Origin of the sequence: Pseudomonas sp. MWU12-2319, from assembly GCF_023242525.1 — a bacterium.
GTDB lineage: Bacteria > Pseudomonadota > Gammaproteobacteria > Pseudomonadales > Pseudomonadaceae > Aquipseudomonas > Aquipseudomonas gingeri_D.
Genome location: NZ_JALJES010000002.1, coordinates 368,233 through 382,758, shown reverse-complemented (window position 1 = coordinate 382,758; position 14,526 = coordinate 368,233). Strand labels below are relative to the sequence as shown.

At 62.2% G+C, this 14,526-nt stretch carries 13 protein-coding genes; 2 read left to right on the top strand and 11 right to left on the bottom strand.

Annotated elements, in window-relative coordinates; translation table 11 throughout:
• Window positions 1-175: 175 nt before the first annotated feature.
• The 9 genes from M5C01_RS04450 to M5C01_RS04410 form a co-directional block, all read right to left on the bottom strand.
• The gene (locus M5C01_RS04450; protein WP_152737420.1) at window positions 176-451 is read right to left on the bottom strand and encodes a DUF5629 family protein; all 276 of its coding nucleotides are present in this window, start codon (window positions 449-451) and stop codon (window positions 176-178) included.
• 171 nt (window positions 452-622) lie between these two features.
• Complete coding sequence (locus M5C01_RS04445) at window positions 623-3,007, bottom strand: RND family transporter (protein WP_103495786.1); 2,385 nt, start codon at window positions 3,005-3,007, stop codon at window positions 623-625.
• Between the two features lie 18 nt (window positions 3,008-3,025).
• Window positions 3,026-4,078 carry a YCF48-related protein gene (locus tag M5C01_RS04440; RefSeq protein ID WP_152737419.1) on the bottom strand — a complete coding sequence of 351 codons (1,053 nt, stop codon included), beginning with the start codon at window positions 4,076-4,078 and terminating at the stop codon, window positions 3,026-3,028.
• 405 nt (window positions 4,079-4,483) lie between these two features.
• Complete coding sequence (gene pepN, locus M5C01_RS04435; RefSeq protein ID WP_152737418.1) at window positions 4,484-7,141, bottom strand: aminopeptidase N; 2,658 nt, start codon at window positions 7,139-7,141, stop codon at window positions 4,484-4,486.
• Between the two features lie 12 nt (window positions 7,142-7,153).
• The gene (locus tag M5C01_RS04430; protein ID WP_103495789.1) at window positions 7,154-7,984 is read right to left on the bottom strand and encodes a DUF2797 domain-containing protein; all 831 of its coding nucleotides are present in this window, start codon (window positions 7,982-7,984) and stop codon (window positions 7,154-7,156) included.
• Window positions 7,981-8,241, bottom strand: coding sequence for a DUF1315 family protein (locus M5C01_RS04425; protein ID WP_100942947.1), 261 nt, complete (start codon window positions 8,239-8,241; stop codon window positions 7,981-7,983). Before M5C01_RS04425 ends, M5C01_RS04430 begins: the two co-directional genes overlap by 4 nt.
• A gap of 27 nt (window positions 8,242-8,268) precedes the next feature.
• A complete protein-coding gene (locus tag M5C01_RS04420) occupies window positions 8,269-9,141 on the bottom strand; it encodes a rhomboid family intramembrane serine protease (protein WP_152737417.1) in 873 nt (290 codons plus the stop codon).
• On the bottom strand, window positions 9,138-10,112 hold the full coding sequence (locus M5C01_RS04415; protein WP_178129770.1) for a metallophosphoesterase: 975 nt from the start codon (window positions 10,110-10,112) through the stop codon (window positions 9,138-9,140). The genes M5C01_RS04420 and M5C01_RS04415 overlap by 4 nt, the downstream gene beginning before the upstream one ends.
• The gene (locus tag M5C01_RS04410) at window positions 10,109-10,999 is read right to left on the bottom strand and encodes an NAD(+) kinase (protein WP_103495792.1); all 891 of its coding nucleotides are present in this window, start codon (window positions 10,997-10,999) and stop codon (window positions 10,109-10,111) included. The genes M5C01_RS04415 and M5C01_RS04410 overlap by 4 nt, the downstream gene beginning before the upstream one ends.
• 88 nt (window positions 11,000-11,087) lie before the next feature.
• Between M5C01_RS04410 and M5C01_RS04405 the strand changes: the two genes are divergently transcribed.
• Window positions 11,088-12,038 carry a DUF1853 family protein gene (locus M5C01_RS04405; RefSeq protein ID WP_152737415.1) on the top strand — a complete coding sequence of 317 codons (951 nt, stop codon included), beginning with the start codon at window positions 11,088-11,090 and terminating at the stop codon, window positions 12,036-12,038.
• Between the two features lie 23 nt (window positions 12,039-12,061).
• Here the strand turns inward: M5C01_RS04405 and M5C01_RS04400 are convergent, their stop codons facing one another.
• Both M5C01_RS04400 and M5C01_RS04395 read right to left on the bottom strand, forming a co-directional pair.
• Window positions 12,062-13,348 carry an arsenic transporter gene (locus M5C01_RS04400; RefSeq protein WP_152737414.1) on the bottom strand — a complete coding sequence of 429 codons (1,287 nt, stop codon included), beginning with the start codon at window positions 13,346-13,348 and terminating at the stop codon, window positions 12,062-12,064.
• Window positions 13,349-13,389: 41 nt separating this feature from the next.
• A complete protein-coding gene (locus M5C01_RS04395) occupies window positions 13,390-13,737 on the bottom strand; it encodes a metalloregulator ArsR/SmtB family transcription factor (RefSeq protein WP_113024085.1) in 348 nt (115 codons plus the stop codon).
• Window positions 13,738-13,926: 189 nt separating this feature from the next.
• Here M5C01_RS04395 and M5C01_RS04390 point away from each other — a divergent pair, with 189 nt between their 5' ends.
• The gene (locus tag M5C01_RS04390; RefSeq protein ID WP_152737413.1) at window positions 13,927-14,478 is read left to right on the top strand and encodes a cytochrome b; all 552 of its coding nucleotides are present in this window, start codon (window positions 13,927-13,929) and stop codon (window positions 14,476-14,478) included.
• Window positions 14,479-14,526 lie beyond the last annotated feature (48 nt).

Here is a 14,526-nt window from a genome sequence, read left to right as displayed (position 1 = left end):
TTCAGGCCGTGAGTCAAAAGTACATCCGAGGGTGGACATCGTTGAAATTCATTGCAGCAGTAGCGGATATCAGCGTCATTAATAGAAGCGCAAGTGCCTGATTCATCAGGGGCTGCGGTCTATTGTCGCAGCGCGCGCACCTCGGAGGACGAGGTGAACCGATGCAGCGAACGCCTTACTCTTCTTCATCGCGACCGGTGAAGGCGCTCATGCAGACCAGCCGATGCTCGCTGGAGTCGTCGCTCAGGGTCCAGCTTTGCAGGGCCTCGTCGAAAGTCGCCGCTTCAAGCTGGGCACGGGTGAAACTCCAGCGTTTTTCGGCCCGGCCATCCATGCATTCGATCAACAGGCGGCTGTCGTCGAGGGTGAAATCGAAGGCGTGCAGGCCGTCGACTTCAAGCATGTTGCTGGTTTCAAGGGCACTGAGCAGGGTGTCGGTTGCAGCGGTCATGGTGTTCTATCGTGTTTGGGGAAGTGCTCATGATAGGCGATATTGCCCTGTAGCGGCGCCATTACCTGTGGGAGCGGAGCTTGCCCGCGAAGCTTTTGGCAGCCTCAAGGGCCTCTTCGCGGGCAAGCTCCGCTCCCACAGGGGGATTCAGCGCCTGCACATCAGGTGTTCTCAATGGGAAAACAACGACCCGCCCACCTTCCCTGCCAGCTTCTCCGGCTTGATCAGGAACCGCGCCAGCGCCGGCAGCAGCCACAACGCGCCGAACATGTTCCAGAGCAGCATGAAGGTCAGCATCAGCCCCATATCGGCCTGGAACTTGATCGCCGAGAAGATCCAGGTGCAAACCCCGATCGCCAGGCACAGGCCGGTGAACAACACCGCCTTGCCGGTGGATTTCAGCGTCTGGTAATAGGCTTCCTGCAATGGCAGCCCGGCACGCAGGAAGCTTTCCAGGCGACTGTAGATGTAGATGCCGTAGTCCACGCCAATCCCCACACCCAGCGCCACCACCGGCAAGGTCGCGACCTTCACGCCGATGCCCATGAACGCCATCAACGCATTACCCAGCACCGAGGTCAGCACCAGCGGCAGGACGATGCACAGGGTCGCCGCCCAGGAGCGGAAGGTGATCATGCACATGGTCGCCACGCAGACGTACACCAGGATCAGGATGGTCAGTTCCGACTCCTTGATCACTTCGTTGGTGGCCGCCTCGATCCCGGCGTTACCCGCGGCAAGAAGGAATTCCAGGCCGTCCTTGTTGTTCTCCTTGGCGAAGTCCTGTACCGCATGCACCGCACGGTCGAGGGTCGCGGCCTTGTGGTCGTTGAGGAACACCAGCACCGGCGCCAGCGAGCAATTGTTGTTGTACAGGCCATCGGCCCGGGAGATGGAGTTGTTCAGCACATCCGGGTTGCGCGACAGGGTTTCCCATTTCAGGTTGCCTTCGTTCATGCCCTTGATCATCTGCTTGGACACGGTCACCAGGGAAATCGCCGACTGCACGCCCTCGGTGTTCTGCATCTTCCACATCAGTTCATCGATGGGCGCCATCGCCTCATAGTGCGAACAGCCCTCGGGCGGGGTCTTGACCATCACCACCAGCACATCGGAGCTGGTGGAGTAGTTGTTGATGATAAAACTGTTGTCCTTGTTGTAGCGCGAGTCGGGACGCAGCTCCGGCGCGCCCTGGTCGAGGTCGCCGATCTTCAGGTTCTGCCCGTACCAGAGGCCGCCGCCCAGGGCCAACAGGGCCAGGACGATGGACACCGGGGCGACCCTGGGGCTGGCGAAGTTCGCCAGCAGGCGCCAGAACGGATGCTCGCGGGTCGCATCCTTCTTGCTGCGCTCGACCGCCCGCTTGCTGATGCCGACATAGGAGATGGCCACCGGCAGCAGGATCAGGTTGGTGAACACGATCACCGCCACGCCGATGGAAGCGCCGATGGCCAGTTCGCGGATCACGCCGATATCGATGATCAACAGGGTGATAAAACCCACGGCGTCGGCGAGGATCGCAATCATGCCCGGCAGGAACAGTTGCCGGAAGGTCCGTCGCGCCGCCGTCAGGGCGTTGTCGGCGTCGCTGGATTGCAAGGCGATGCCGTTGATCTTCTGTACGCCATGGGAGATCCCGATGGCGAAGATCAGGAACGGCACCAGCATCGAGTACGGGTCCAGGCCGAAGCCGAACGCGTGCATCAGCCCCAGTTGCCAGACCACCGCCACCAGGGTGGTGCTCAATACGGCGACGGTGCTGCGGATGCACCGGGTGAACCAGTACAGCAGCACCAGGGTGATAACGAAGGCGACGCCGAAGAACAGCACCACCATGACCAGGCCATCGATCAGGTCACCGACTTTCTTGGCGAAGCCGACGATATGCACCTTCACATTGGGGTTCTGTGCTTCGAACTTGTCGCGGATCTTTTCTTCGAGCTGGTGGGAGAACTTCTGGTAGTCCAGTGCCAGCAACTTGCCCTGGTCCTTAGGGTCGGGGTAGGACTCCAGCAGCGGGATATCGACGATGCTCGACTTGAAGTCGTTGGCCACCAGGCGTCCGACCTGGCCGGACTTGAGCACGTTGTTGCGCAGCTTTTCGAGACTGTCGGCCGAGCCGTTGTAGCTCTGCGGGATCACTTCGCCGCCGGCAAAGCCCTCCTCCGTCACCTCGGTCCAGCGCACGCTGGGGCTCCACAGGGACTTGAGGCCGGAGCGGTCGACACCCGGAATGTAGAACACCTCGTCGTTGACCTGACGCAGGGTCTCCATGTAGTCCTTGGTGAAGATATCGCCGTCCTTGGCCTCCACCGAAATCCGCACGGTGTTGCCCAGGTTGGCGAGGTCGTTGCGGTGCTCCATCATCTTTTCAATGAACGGATGCTTGAGCGGAATCATTTTTTCGAAGCTGGTGGACGGCCGAATCAGCGTGGCCTGCCAGAACAGGAAGACACTGACCAGCAGGCAGATAACGATCACTGCCGGGCGGTTGTTGAAAATCAGGCGCTCGAGAAACGTCGCCTTGTCTTGATGATGACTTTGCTGACTGCTCATACATTCCCGCCTTTCTTGTTATTGGCCCAGCTCAGCGCCCGTGGGCGTGGTGGTGTGGGCGCCGCCCTGGCCGACGAGGATCAGGTTGCCGTTGCCGGCCGCCGTCACTGCCGACAGGGAAATCCGGTCGGGACGGTTGAACACGCTGAAGGTCACGCCGTCATCGGTGCTGCGGATCACGCTGCCGCCGTTGCCGACGATCACCAGCGAACCGTCATCCAGCAAGGTCGCGCCGGACAGGCCGAACTCCAGGGCGCCACGGGCGGCCTTGAGTTCCACCGGTTCCCAGCTGCTGCCGAAGTCAGTGGAGCGGTAGAGGTTGCCGCGCAAGCCGTAGGCCAGCAACGTGGAGGGTTGAGCGGTGCCGATCACGCCGAACAACGAACCCTGGTAAGGGCCGTCGACGTGTTCCCAGGTCTGGCCCCAGTCGGCGGAGCGGAACATGCTGCCCTGTTCGCCCACGACGAACAGCCCGGCATCCTTGACCGCGGCGATGGCGTTGAGGTGGAACTGGTCGGGATTGTCGATGCGGTCGCTGACGTTTTCCCAGTGCTGGCCGCCGTCGGTGGTTTCCAGCAGGGCTCCGTAGGCGCCCACGGCAAAGCCGGTGCTGGCGTCCTTGAACCAGAGGTCGAGCAACGGCGCTTCGCGCTTGAGGTCCTGGAACTGGCGGGTCCAGGTGGCGCCGCCGTCGCTGCTGGCGAGAATCTGCGCGTCGTGGCCGACGGCCCAGCCGTGCTGGTCGTCGACGAAATAGACCGCGGTGAGCATCTGCCGGGTCGGGACCGTGGCCTGGGTCCAGTGGCCGCCCTGGTCGTCGGAGAAGAGGATGTGCCCGCGATCGCCGACGGCCACCAGCCGCTTGCCGGCATGCACCACGTCGAGCAGCAGGCTCTTGATGGCCTTGGAGGATTCGATGGAGTAGACGGTGTCGGCAGTGGTGGACGCTGCCGCGTATACGCTGGCCGGCAGTGCCGCCAGTCCCGACAGCGAAAGCGCCGCCACCAGCAATGCCGTACCGCGCCATGTCGGCGGACAGCCAGAACCCGTAGGCCTCACAGGCTCATTCATAGACCTTTCTCCCCATTATTATTGTCAGGTCATCCAACCTATCAGGGCGCCTTCGAGGGCATTTTCATGACGGCCGGTTCGTCTGAAACCGGCAATCTAGAGCCCCTTCTAAAGCTGGAGCTATCCTATCGGGCTTTGGAATCGTCTGACAATCGACGCCACGTTATCTTTTGTTAACCCGGGGCGTTGAGGGGGAGCCTGAATGATGGGGCATCAGGTGAGGTGATGAACAAAGGCCACGAGCGTGGCCTTTGGCGGAAATCCACGGTGCGGCGACGGTCCCGCTGGCTGAATGCGATCAACTGTAGGAGCAGGGCTTGCCCGCGAAGCTTTTAGCGCCCTCAAGGACGCCTTCGCGGGCAAGCCCTGCTCCTACAAGGATAGGTGTCTGCCGTTAGGACGTGATCAGGCCAGGCTTTTGCTGACAACCTCGTACACATCGGCCGACAACTCGCCCGAACCGCGAATCCGCTCCAGCTCGGCCTTCATCAAGGCCTGGCGGGCGTCGTCATACTTGCGCCAGCGGGTCAGCGGCGCCAACTGCCGGGAAGCGATCTGCGGGTTCAGCGCATTGAGCTGGATCACCAGGTCCGCCAGGAAGCGATAACCTGAACCGTCCGCCGCATGAAAGTTGATCAGGTTCTGCCCGGCAAAGGCACCGATCAACGCCCGCACCTTGTTCGGGTTCTTGATGGTGAACGCCGGGTGTTCCATCAACGCCTTGACCCGCTGCAAGCCACCCGGCAACGGGCTACCGGCCTGGACGCTGAACCACTGGTCCATGACCAGCGGATTGTCCTTGAAGTGCTCGGCGAAACTGGCCAGCGCCAACGCCTTCTCGGCCTCGAACGGCGAGTTCACCAGCACCGCCAGGGCGGTCAGGCGTTCGGTCATGTTGTCGGCGCTTTCGAACTGCTCCAGGGTCGCCGCCAGCACTTCAGGCTTGCCGCTGAGCATCAGGTACGACAGCGCGATGTTCTGCAGGGCACGCCGGGCGAAATGTTCGTTCTCGGCCACGTAAACCGTGGTTTTCGACAGCGCGCGATTGGCCTGGTAACGCTGCCACAAACCGTCGAACAACTGCTCGGCCAGCTGCCGGCGAACGAATTCGCGAGCGGTGTGGATCGCCTCGACATCCGCCACTTCGCTGATCTCGGTGAGGTAGGCCTCGCCCGGCAACGAGAGCATTTCAGCAACCATCGCCTGATCAAGCTGCTCGTTGCCCAGCACGCTGCGCAAGGCCGTGACCAGACGCGGATCAAGCACCAGCGTTTCACCCTTCTGATGCTGGGAGATCAGTTCCTGCAACACCTGCACCGACAATTGCTGGCCGGCGTCCCAACGGTTGAAACCGTCGCTGTCGTGCTGCATCAGGAACATCAACTGGTCGCGGTCGTAGGGGAAGCTCAGTTTCACCGGCGCCGAGAAACCCCGCAGCAGCGATGGCAGCGGCTTGGCGGCGATGCCGACAAAGGTAAAGGTCTGTTCGGCTTCGGTCACCGAGAGCACACGGCTGGTGGCGCCGGCGGCCGCTTCACCCGTCAGTTGCAGGGCGATTTCAGCGCCCTGGGCATCCAGCAGGCCGATCTCCACCGGAATCACGAACGGCAGTTTTTCCTGTTTATCCGGAGTCTGCGGGCAGCTCTGGCGGAAGGTCAGGCTGTAGGTCTTGGCGCTCGCATCGTAGCTTTCGCTGACGGCAAGACGCGGTGTACCGGCCTGGCTGTACCAGCGCTTGAACTGGCTGAAGTCGACGCCATTGGCATCCTCCATGGCCTTGACGAAATCGTCGCAGGTCACGGCCTGGCCGTCATGGCGTTGGAAATACAGGTCGCTGCCTTTGCGGAAACCTTCGGCACCGAGCAAGGTGTGGATCATGCCGACCACTTCCGAGCCTTTCTCGTACACGGTCAGGGTGTAGAAGTTGGAGATCTCGATAAAGCTGTCCGGGCGCACGGCGTGGGCCATGGGGCCGGCGTCTTCGGCGAACTGGTGGGTGCGCAGGTAGGCGACATCCTGGATACGCTTGACCGTGGCCGAGTTCATGTCGGCGGAGAAGCCCGCATCGCGGAACACCGTGAAGCCTTCCTTGAGCGACAGCTGGAACCAGTCGCGGCAGGTCACGCGGTTGCCCGACCAGTTGTGGAAGTATTCATGGGCGACGATCGCCTCGACCCGCTGGTGCGCGGCGTCGGTGGCGGTTTCAGCCCGGGCCAGCACGGCGCTGGAGTTGAAGATATTGAGGCCCTTGTTCTCCATGGCGCCCATGTTGAAGTCGTTGACCGCGACGATCATGAAGATATCCAGGTCGTACTCGCGACCATAGACTTCCTCGTCCCAGCGCATGGACTTCTTCAGGCTGTTCATGGCGTGCTGGCACTTGTCGATATTTTCCGGCTCGACATAGATACGCAGCGCGACGTCGCGACCGCTCATGGTCGCGAAGCTGTCTTCGACACACCACAGGTCACCCGCCACCAGGGCGAACAGGTAGGCCGGTTTCATGAACGGGTCTTCCCAGGTCGCCCAGTGCCGACCGTCGTCCTGGGGCCCATTGCCCACCGGGTTGCCGTTGGACAACAGCACCGGGTAGCGATGCTGCTCGGCGATCACCGTGGTGGTGAACTTGCTCATCACGTCCGGGCGGTCGAGGTAGTAGGTGATCTTGCGGAAGCCTTCGGCCTCGCACTGGGTGCAGAACATCGAGCCGGACTTGTACAGGCCTTCCAGGGCGGTATTGGTTTCCGGGTGGATCTTCACGCTGGTATCGACGCTGAAGTGCTCGCTGCCCGGGTGCAGGGTCAGGTGGCTATCGTCGATCTGGTAGTCGTTGCTCGACAACACGCGGTCGTCGAGTTGCACCGACAGCAGTTCCAGCAGTTGGCCATCCAGCACCAGCGGCGGCAGACCGGCACCGGCAGCCGGGTTGCGGCGCATCACCAGCTGCGCATGGACCAGGGTATGGTCCTCGAACAACTCGAAGGTCAGGTGCGTCTCGTCGATCAGGTAGTCCGGTGCCTGATAGTCCTTCAGATAAATCATCTTCGGTTGTTCGGTGCGCATGAGGGTGTCCTTTTACTGATGCACGGCGAGCTGGTAAGCCGTGTATTTACGGATATTGATCACGCCGGTGTCAAAGATCAGGTACTGGCCCTTGATCCCCATCAACGTGCCTTCGGCAATCGGGTCTTTGTCCAGGTTGAAGCTGACCACCTTGGTCGGGTAGTGCTCGATCGGATAGCGGATTTCCAGCGGCTCGACATCATGCACCGGCTGGATCGCCTGCAGACCGAAACGCGCCTGCAAGGCCGTGAAGCCCTCGGCACAGGATTCGAACAGTTGATCACGCACCGCCTTGAGGTCCACCGCCGGCGCATCACCCTTGAGCAAGGCGCGCCAGTTGGTCTTGTCGGCCACCTGGCTGCGAAACAGGTCCTCGACGAAACCGGACTGCTGGCGGGTCGCCACACGGACAATCGGCAGCGCCTGACTGGCGCCCTGGTCGAGCCAGCGGGTCGGCAACTGGGTGGCACGGGTGATGCCGACCTTGATCCCCGACGAATTGGCCAGGTAGACCACGTGGTCGGTCATGCAGAATTTTTCGCCCCAGGACGGTTCGCGGCAGGTGCCGGCGTCGTAATGGCAGCGCTCGGGACTCATGATGCAGGTGTCGCACTGGGCCAGCTTGGTCATGCACGGGTAGCAATAACCCTGGCTGAAGCTGGTCTTGGTCTTGCGTCCACAATGGGTGCAATGAATCGCCCCGAGGAATTCCAGGCGCAGCTTCTGGCCGATCAACGGATTGACCGGCACCTCGCTGTCACCCAGGCGAAAGGCGTACTGCACATCCGCGCCTTCAAGGCGCGTCGACATCTTGCTGATTGCACCGCGGCCAAGCTCGATCAATGGATGGCATCCGACTTGAACAGGATGTTCGGCACCGGCGCCGACTTCGAGGCGCATTCCTGCGCGCCCATGTAGCCGGTGCGCTGGTCTTCCGGCAGGTTCTGGGTTTCCCAGGCGATCATTGCCTGCAACGACAATTCGCGCTGTTCGGCGCTGAGCTTGCGCCCGTCCGACCATTTGCCGATTTCCACCGCCAGTTTCAGGCTTTCGTAGATGTCGGGGGTGATGTTTTCAATCATTTCGATAAAAGAGGACATGCGCTCTCCACGCTTGAAAAAAGTCGACTAGATGGCCAGTTTACGACGAGACCAGAGGCCGCCCAACAAACCGCTGAAACATCCGATGAGCAGTCCACCGACATGGGCGCCGTTGGCGATTTCGCCGAAGCCGATCATCGAGACCAGGCCCGACAGGCACAACAACAGCCAGACCAGCATCATCACCAGCACACCGCGCGGCAGACGATAGACCGGGTTCGGCGACACCCATAGGTAGATCCAGCAATACCCGAGCAAACCGTAGAGCACCCCGGACAGGCCGCCGAACAGGGTCGGGCCGCTGACGTAGTACTGCGTATAGTTGGAAACCAGGCTGAACAGCAGCGTCAGCCCGATCAGGTTGATGCTGCCCTGGCGCAGCTCGATGCGCCGGCCCAGCTCCCAGTACCACATGCCGTTCATGGCGATATGCAGGATGCCGAAGTGGATCAGCATCGGCGTCACCAACCGCCACCACTGCCCCGCCGCCAGGCCATCGGCCAGGGGCGTGAACTGGACGTAGTCGCCATTCACCCGGAAGTCGAGGAAGGTCAACCAGTGCAGGGTCTGGAGGTTGTCACCGAGCAGGGTCACGCCGGCGACGATCAGGCACAGCAAGAGGATGCTGGCGGTGGCCGGGCTCTGACGCACCTGGGTGAGAAAGTTCGGCCGGGTCATGGCCACGGGCTTGTCCGGGACTTCCAGGTGGTTATCCGGGTCGCCAGCGGGGAAACGCTGGTACAGCGACAGCACGTCGGCACTGATCGACTCGGGCACCCACAGCACCTGCTCGCCGGATTCCTCGTTGACCCGGTGCGGCACCTGCATGCGCTCCAGCAGTTTGACGAAGCCACTCAAATCAGTGGTCAACGGCAGGCGTAAGACAGCAGTGGCACTCATCGCAAAGCCTCGGGACGTTCGACGTCGACCCAGACGAATTTCTGCGGGTCGAGAGTGGTTTCCTGGTCCAGCCGGTAAGCCGCCAGCTTGCCGTAGAGCACGGCGCTGTAATCCAGGCAGGCCAGGTTGGGACGGATCGGCGCGGGCTTGCCGCTGCGCCAGTAGTGACCGACGAACAGCATCGGTTCTTCGAGGCCGTAGCGCAGCAAGGCGTTCTTTTCGGTCGAGGACAGTGCTTTGCTCGCCACCAATTCAGGCAAGGCATCCGGCTGGAAGACGATATCGCCGTAGGTCTGCGGGTCGTCTTCCCAGAACTTGGTGCGGAAGAACGCCCGGGTCAGGCCGTCGCCGCCAGTCAATGTCAGGCCGTCCGGCAGGCGCATATCGGTGCCGCGCAGCAGGCGGTCGAACACCGTCGCGGCAAAACTGCCGGGCAGCGCCGAATCCTTGAGGAAGGCTTCGTCGATCCGGCCGTCGGGGTACTGCGCCCGCAAAGGCGCGATCAAGCCGCCATCCCAGCAGGCATGCACCACGCGGAAACGTCCGGCATCGATGAACAGCGGCAGCTCGTAGAACCAGGCGAGAAAGTCATGCCAGTCCGCCGGGTGCTGTTCGAACTGGGTCAGGGTTTCATTGAGCAGCCGGGCATGCCGTGGCGTGTGCTCGCGGACGAACTGCTTGCCGCTGCCCGCGGCGGCCGGGGTGCTCCAGCCCAGGGCGTTGAACTCGTGGTTGCCCATGATGCACAGCGCCTGCCCGGCCTCGACCATGTCATGGACGATATGCAGGGCTTCGCGGATACGTGGGCCACGGTCGATGATATCGCCGAGGAACACCGCCATGCGCGACGGATGACGCCAGACGCCCCCCAGCTTCTGGTAGCCGAGCATGTCCAGCAGATGTTCGAGGGTATGGGCGCAACCGTGCACATCACCGATCAGATCGTAGCCACGCGCGGGATCGAGCATCAGTCGCCTCCACCACCCAGCCGACTGCCCCAGCCGAGCTTGGTGCGGCAGACTTCGTAATAGTTGTGATCCAGCGGGTGGATCAGCCGCAGCTTCTGCGGTTTCTTGCTGATGGTCACCGTATCGCCGGGGGCACAGGTGAAATGGTTCTGCCCGTCACAGGAAACCTGCGGGTAGATCTGCATGTCCTTGGACACCACGATTTTCAACTCGCTGTTGCCGTCGACCACAATGGGGCGGCTGGACAAGGTATGGGGGTACATGGGCACGATCACAATGGCATCGAGCTTGGGATGCATGATCGGACCGCCGGCGGACAGCGCATAGGCGGTGGAACCGGTGGGTGTGGCGACGATCAGGCCGTCGGCTTTCTGGCTGCAGACGAACTGGCCGTCGATATACAGCTCGAACTCGATCATCCGCGTCGACTTGCCGGGGTGCAGGACCACGTCGTTGAGCGCATCGCCCTGGCCGATGGCTTCGGCATGGCGACGCACTTCGGCCTGCAGCAGGAAGCGGTTTTCCACCAGGTAATGGCCGTCGAGGACCTTGGCCACTTCGACCTCGAGGTCGTCCGGGCGGATATCGGTGAGAAAGCCCAGGTTGCCACGGTTGATCCCCAGCACCGGGATATTGTGCCGGGCCAGCGCGCGGGCGGCGCCGAGCAGGCTGCCGTCGCCGCCGACGACGATGACCATGTCGCAGACTTCGCCGAGCATCTTGCGCGACGAGGTTTGCAGGCCGTGGCCCGGCAGGACCTCGGCGATGGTGTCCTCGAGGATGACGTGCAGGTGCCGCGCCAGGAGGAATCTCTTCAACCGGCGAACGGTTTCCAGCACCTGCGAACTGCCCAGGCGGCCAATGATGCCGATATTGCGAAATTGCTCCATGGGGCTCCTGCGGGGTCTGGGACGGGCAAAGGGGAGATTATGGGCGAAAGCCGGCCCGAGACAAAACCCTTTCAGCTATGCTCGCAGGATGATCCTCTTCCCCGACTTGCTCAACCTGCCCCGACAGTTGCGCCATCCCGAAGTGCGCGACCTGGCCTGGGTCATCCTGGCGCCACCGATGCTGGCAGACACGCCGTGGCCGCAGCGCCACCCGTTGGCCGGCAGTGACTGGGTCCAGGCACCGGACCTGTTGGAGCGGTGGTTGCATAGGCTGGATCGCAATCCCGTCGAGTTGCAGGGGTGGTTGGTACGCGGGGCGACCCGGCGCCTGGGGTTGTATTACGAGCGACTGTGGCAGTTCGCGGTACAGCAGGCGCCGGGGATCGAGCTGATCGGTGCCAACCTGCCGATCCGCCGCGAGGGCCACACCCTGGGTGAGTTGGACCTGCTGTTGCGCGATCGCGATGGTGTGCATCACCTGGAATTGGCGATCAAGCTGTACCTTGGCCCGCAACACGGCGGCGGCGAAGACCCGGCACGCTGGCTCGGCCCGGGCTGCCATGATCGGCTGGACCGCAAGCTGGCGCACCTGAGCGAGCACCAGTTGCCGATTTCCGCCCGGCCGGAAAGCCGCGAGGCCTTGGCGGCGCTGGATATCCATCAGTTCAGCGCACAGCTGTGGCTGGGCGGTTACCTGCTGTATCCGTGGCCGGGGACGGCGCGTCCGCCCCGGGGGGCTCATCCGCAGCATCTGCACGGGCGCTGGCTGCATCAGCGCGACTGGGCGGACTTTATCAAGCGCAGCCCGGCGGGCCGCTGGCAACCCCTGCCCCGCCATGCCTGGCTGGCGCCGGCGCACTATGCCGAGGCAGACGCCTGGTCGCGGGAGCACCTGGCCCGGTGGCTGGAGGAGCTAGACCCGCACGCGCCAGCGCAGTTGCTGGTGCGCCTGACCCAGAATGCGCAAGGCGACTGGGAAGAGGCCGAGCGCTTGTTCCTGGTGGCTGATCTCTGGCCGAATGTGCCGGGTACCGGCTGATCGCCAAAGCACGTCACCACCCGTCAAACCAGTGACAAACGCAAGGCCAGGGCCGCCAGGGTCACCAGCAGCACCGGCAGGGTCAGGACGATCCCGACCTTGAAGTAGTAACCCCAGCCGATACGGATATCCTTGCGCTCCAGCACATGCAGCCAGAGCAAGGTGGCCAGGCTGCCGATGGGGGTGATTTTCGGGCCCAGGTCGCTGCCGATGACGTTGGCGTAGATCATCGCCTCCTTCACCACGCCGCTGGCCTGGCTGGCATCGATGGACAAGGCGCCGATCAGCACCGTCGGCAGGTTGTTCATGACCGAGGACAGGAACGCGCTCAACAGCCCGGTGCCCATGGCCGCGCCCCAGATCCCGTAGTTCGCGAAGTGATCCAGCCAACCGGCCAGGTAAGTGGTCAACCCGGCATTGCGCAGGCCATAGACCACCAGGTACATGCCCAGGGAGAAAATCACGATCTGCCACGGCGCCTCTTTCAGCACCTTGCGGGTCGAGATCTTGTGACCCCGTGCAGCGATCCCCAGCAGCAAGGCCGCGCACACCGCCGAAATCGCGCTGATGGGAATCCCCAAGGGCTCCAGGGCAAAACACCCCACCAGCAGGATGATCAACACCCACCAACCGGCAATGAAAGTCGCCTTGTCGTGAATTGCGCTGGCGGGCAGCTCCAACTGCTGCGGATCGTAGTCACGGGGAATGTCACGTCGGAAGAACCACAGCAACACCAGCAGGGTCGCCGCCACGCTGACCAGGTTCACCGGCAGCATCACCGAGGCATAGGCATTGAAGCCGATCTTGAAATAGTCCGCCGAGACGATGTTCACCAGGTTCGACACCACCAGCGGCAGGCTCGCGGTGTCGGCGATAAAGCCGGCGGCCATGACAAATGCCAGGGTCGCCGCCTTGGAAAAACGCAGGGCCAGGAGCATGGCGATCACAATCGGCGTGAGGATCAACGCCGCGCCGTCGTTGGCGAACAGCGCCGACACCAACGCTCCCAGCAGCACGAAGGCGGCGAACAGCTTGCGTCCGCTGCCCCGCCCCCAGCGCGCCACATGCAGCGCCGCCCAGGCAAAGAAGCCGGCTTCGTCAAGCAACAGGCTGATGATGATCAGGGCGATAAAGGTGCCGGTGGCATTCCAGATGATCTCCCACACCAGCGGAATATCAGTGAGATGGACTACACCGCAGAGCAAGGCCAGCAGCGCGCCCAGACAGGCGCTCCAGCCGACGCCCAGGCCCCTGGGCTGCCAGATCACCAGGGTAATGGTCAGCAGGAAAATCAACGCGGCAATCAACATGCACAACAACCTTCAAGGTTAGCAAGAGGGGGAGTAAACGCTCAGCAACAGCGCAGTGGTCGGTCGTTCATGGCCTGCAGGCGCCGGATATCCGCCGCAAGCCACTGCTCGCTGGCCTGCAGGGTGCCTTGCAGCAAGGTCGAAACCCATTGCGGCAGCTCCGGGTGCAGACGATAAAACACCCATTGTCCCTGACGTCGGTCAGCCAGCAGCCCGCCCTGGCGCAGTTGCGCCAGGTGCCGGGAGATTTTCGGCTGGCTCAATTCCAGGGCGGCGGTCAATTCGCACACGCAGAGCTCACCCTCACGAGCCACCAGCAGCACAACGCGGCTACGGGTTTCGTCAGCCAGGCATTTGAAGAGTTCCACAGGGGAGGCAAAACAGGACATCGCGAGCCACTCGACACATATGTTTTATCGAATATATGGATAAGCATATATAAAAGCAAATCCCAGTTGCGGATAATGCAGGTCCTTCCTTGAGTTGCCTTGGGCGAAATGCTGCTAAACCTATTAAAGTGTAGGGACTCCGTCGCTCAAGAATGGAGGTTCCAGCCCTGATGATTCGAGGAACACCGTATGCCGTGGAAAAATACCGACAGTCGCTACAGCAGCCTGTCGATTGCACTGCACTGGTTGATGCTGGTGCTGTTGGCGGTGGTTTACGCCTGTATCGAGTTTCGCGGGATATTCCCCAAGGGCAGCGGCGGCCGGGCGCTGATCGTCGAGGCGCACTACATGTTCGGCCTGACCGTGTTCCTGCTGGTGTGGCTGCGTTTGCTGGCCCGTGCCCTCGGCGTGGCACCGAAGATCGTCCCCGCGCCGCCGGTCTGGCAGATGCTGATTTCCAAGCTGATGCACTGGGCTTTGTACCTGTTCATGATCGCTACGCCGGTCCTGGGCTGGTTGGTCGTCAGTGCGCAAGGACATTCGGTGCTGTTCTACGGCGTCGAGCTGCCGGCGCTGACGGGGGAAAACCTGGATTTTGCCAAAGAGATCAAGGGCTGGCATGAACTGCTGGCGACGATCGGCTACTGGCTGATCGGCCTGCATGCCCTGGCCGGTCTGTATCACCACTACTTCGTGCGGGATAACACCCTGCTACGCATACTGCCCAAGCGTCGTGCTTGAGCCCCGATGCCTTCTTGCTCGCAACGATAACGCGAGGTCTCGGAGCCC

Coding starts and splice junctions, on each gene's coding strand:
- M5C01_RS04425 (WP_100942947.1), bottom strand. CDS start 8,241: ATGTCCTCTTTTATCGAAATGATTGAAAACATCACCCCCGACATCTAC.
- M5C01_RS04410 (WP_103495792.1), bottom strand. CDS start 10,999: ATGGAGCAATTTCGCAATATCGGCATCATTGGCCGCCTGGGCAGTTCG.
- M5C01_RS04390 (WP_152737413.1), top strand. CDS start 13,927: ATGCCGTGGAAAAATACCGACAGTCGCTACAGCAGCCTGTCGATTGCA.
- M5C01_RS04405 (WP_152737415.1), top strand. CDS start 11,088: ATGATCCTCTTCCCCGACTTGCTCAACCTGCCCCGACAGTTGCGCCAT.
- pepN (WP_152737418.1), bottom strand. CDS start 7,141: ATGCGCACCGAACAACCGAAGATGATTTATCTGAAGGACTATCAGGCA.
- M5C01_RS04450 (WP_152737420.1), bottom strand. CDS start 451: ATGACCGCTGCAACCGACACCCTGCTCAGTGCCCTTGAAACCAGCAAC.
- M5C01_RS04395 (WP_113024085.1), bottom strand. CDS start 13,737: ATGTCCTGTTTTGCCTCCCCTGTGGAACTCTTCAAATGCCTGGCTGAC.
- M5C01_RS04445 (WP_103495786.1), bottom strand. CDS start 3,007: ATGAGCAGTCAGCAAAGTCATCATCAAGACAAGGCGACGTTTCTCGAG.
- M5C01_RS04400 (WP_152737414.1), bottom strand. CDS start 13,348: ATGTTGATTGCCGCGTTGATTTTCCTGCTGACCATTACCCTGGTGATC.
- M5C01_RS04440 (WP_152737419.1), bottom strand. CDS start 4,078: ATGAATGAGCCTGTGAGGCCTACGGGTTCTGGCTGTCCGCCGACATGG.
- M5C01_RS04420 (WP_152737417.1), bottom strand. CDS start 9,141: ATGAGTGCCACTGCTGTCTTACGCCTGCCGTTGACCACTGATTTGAGT.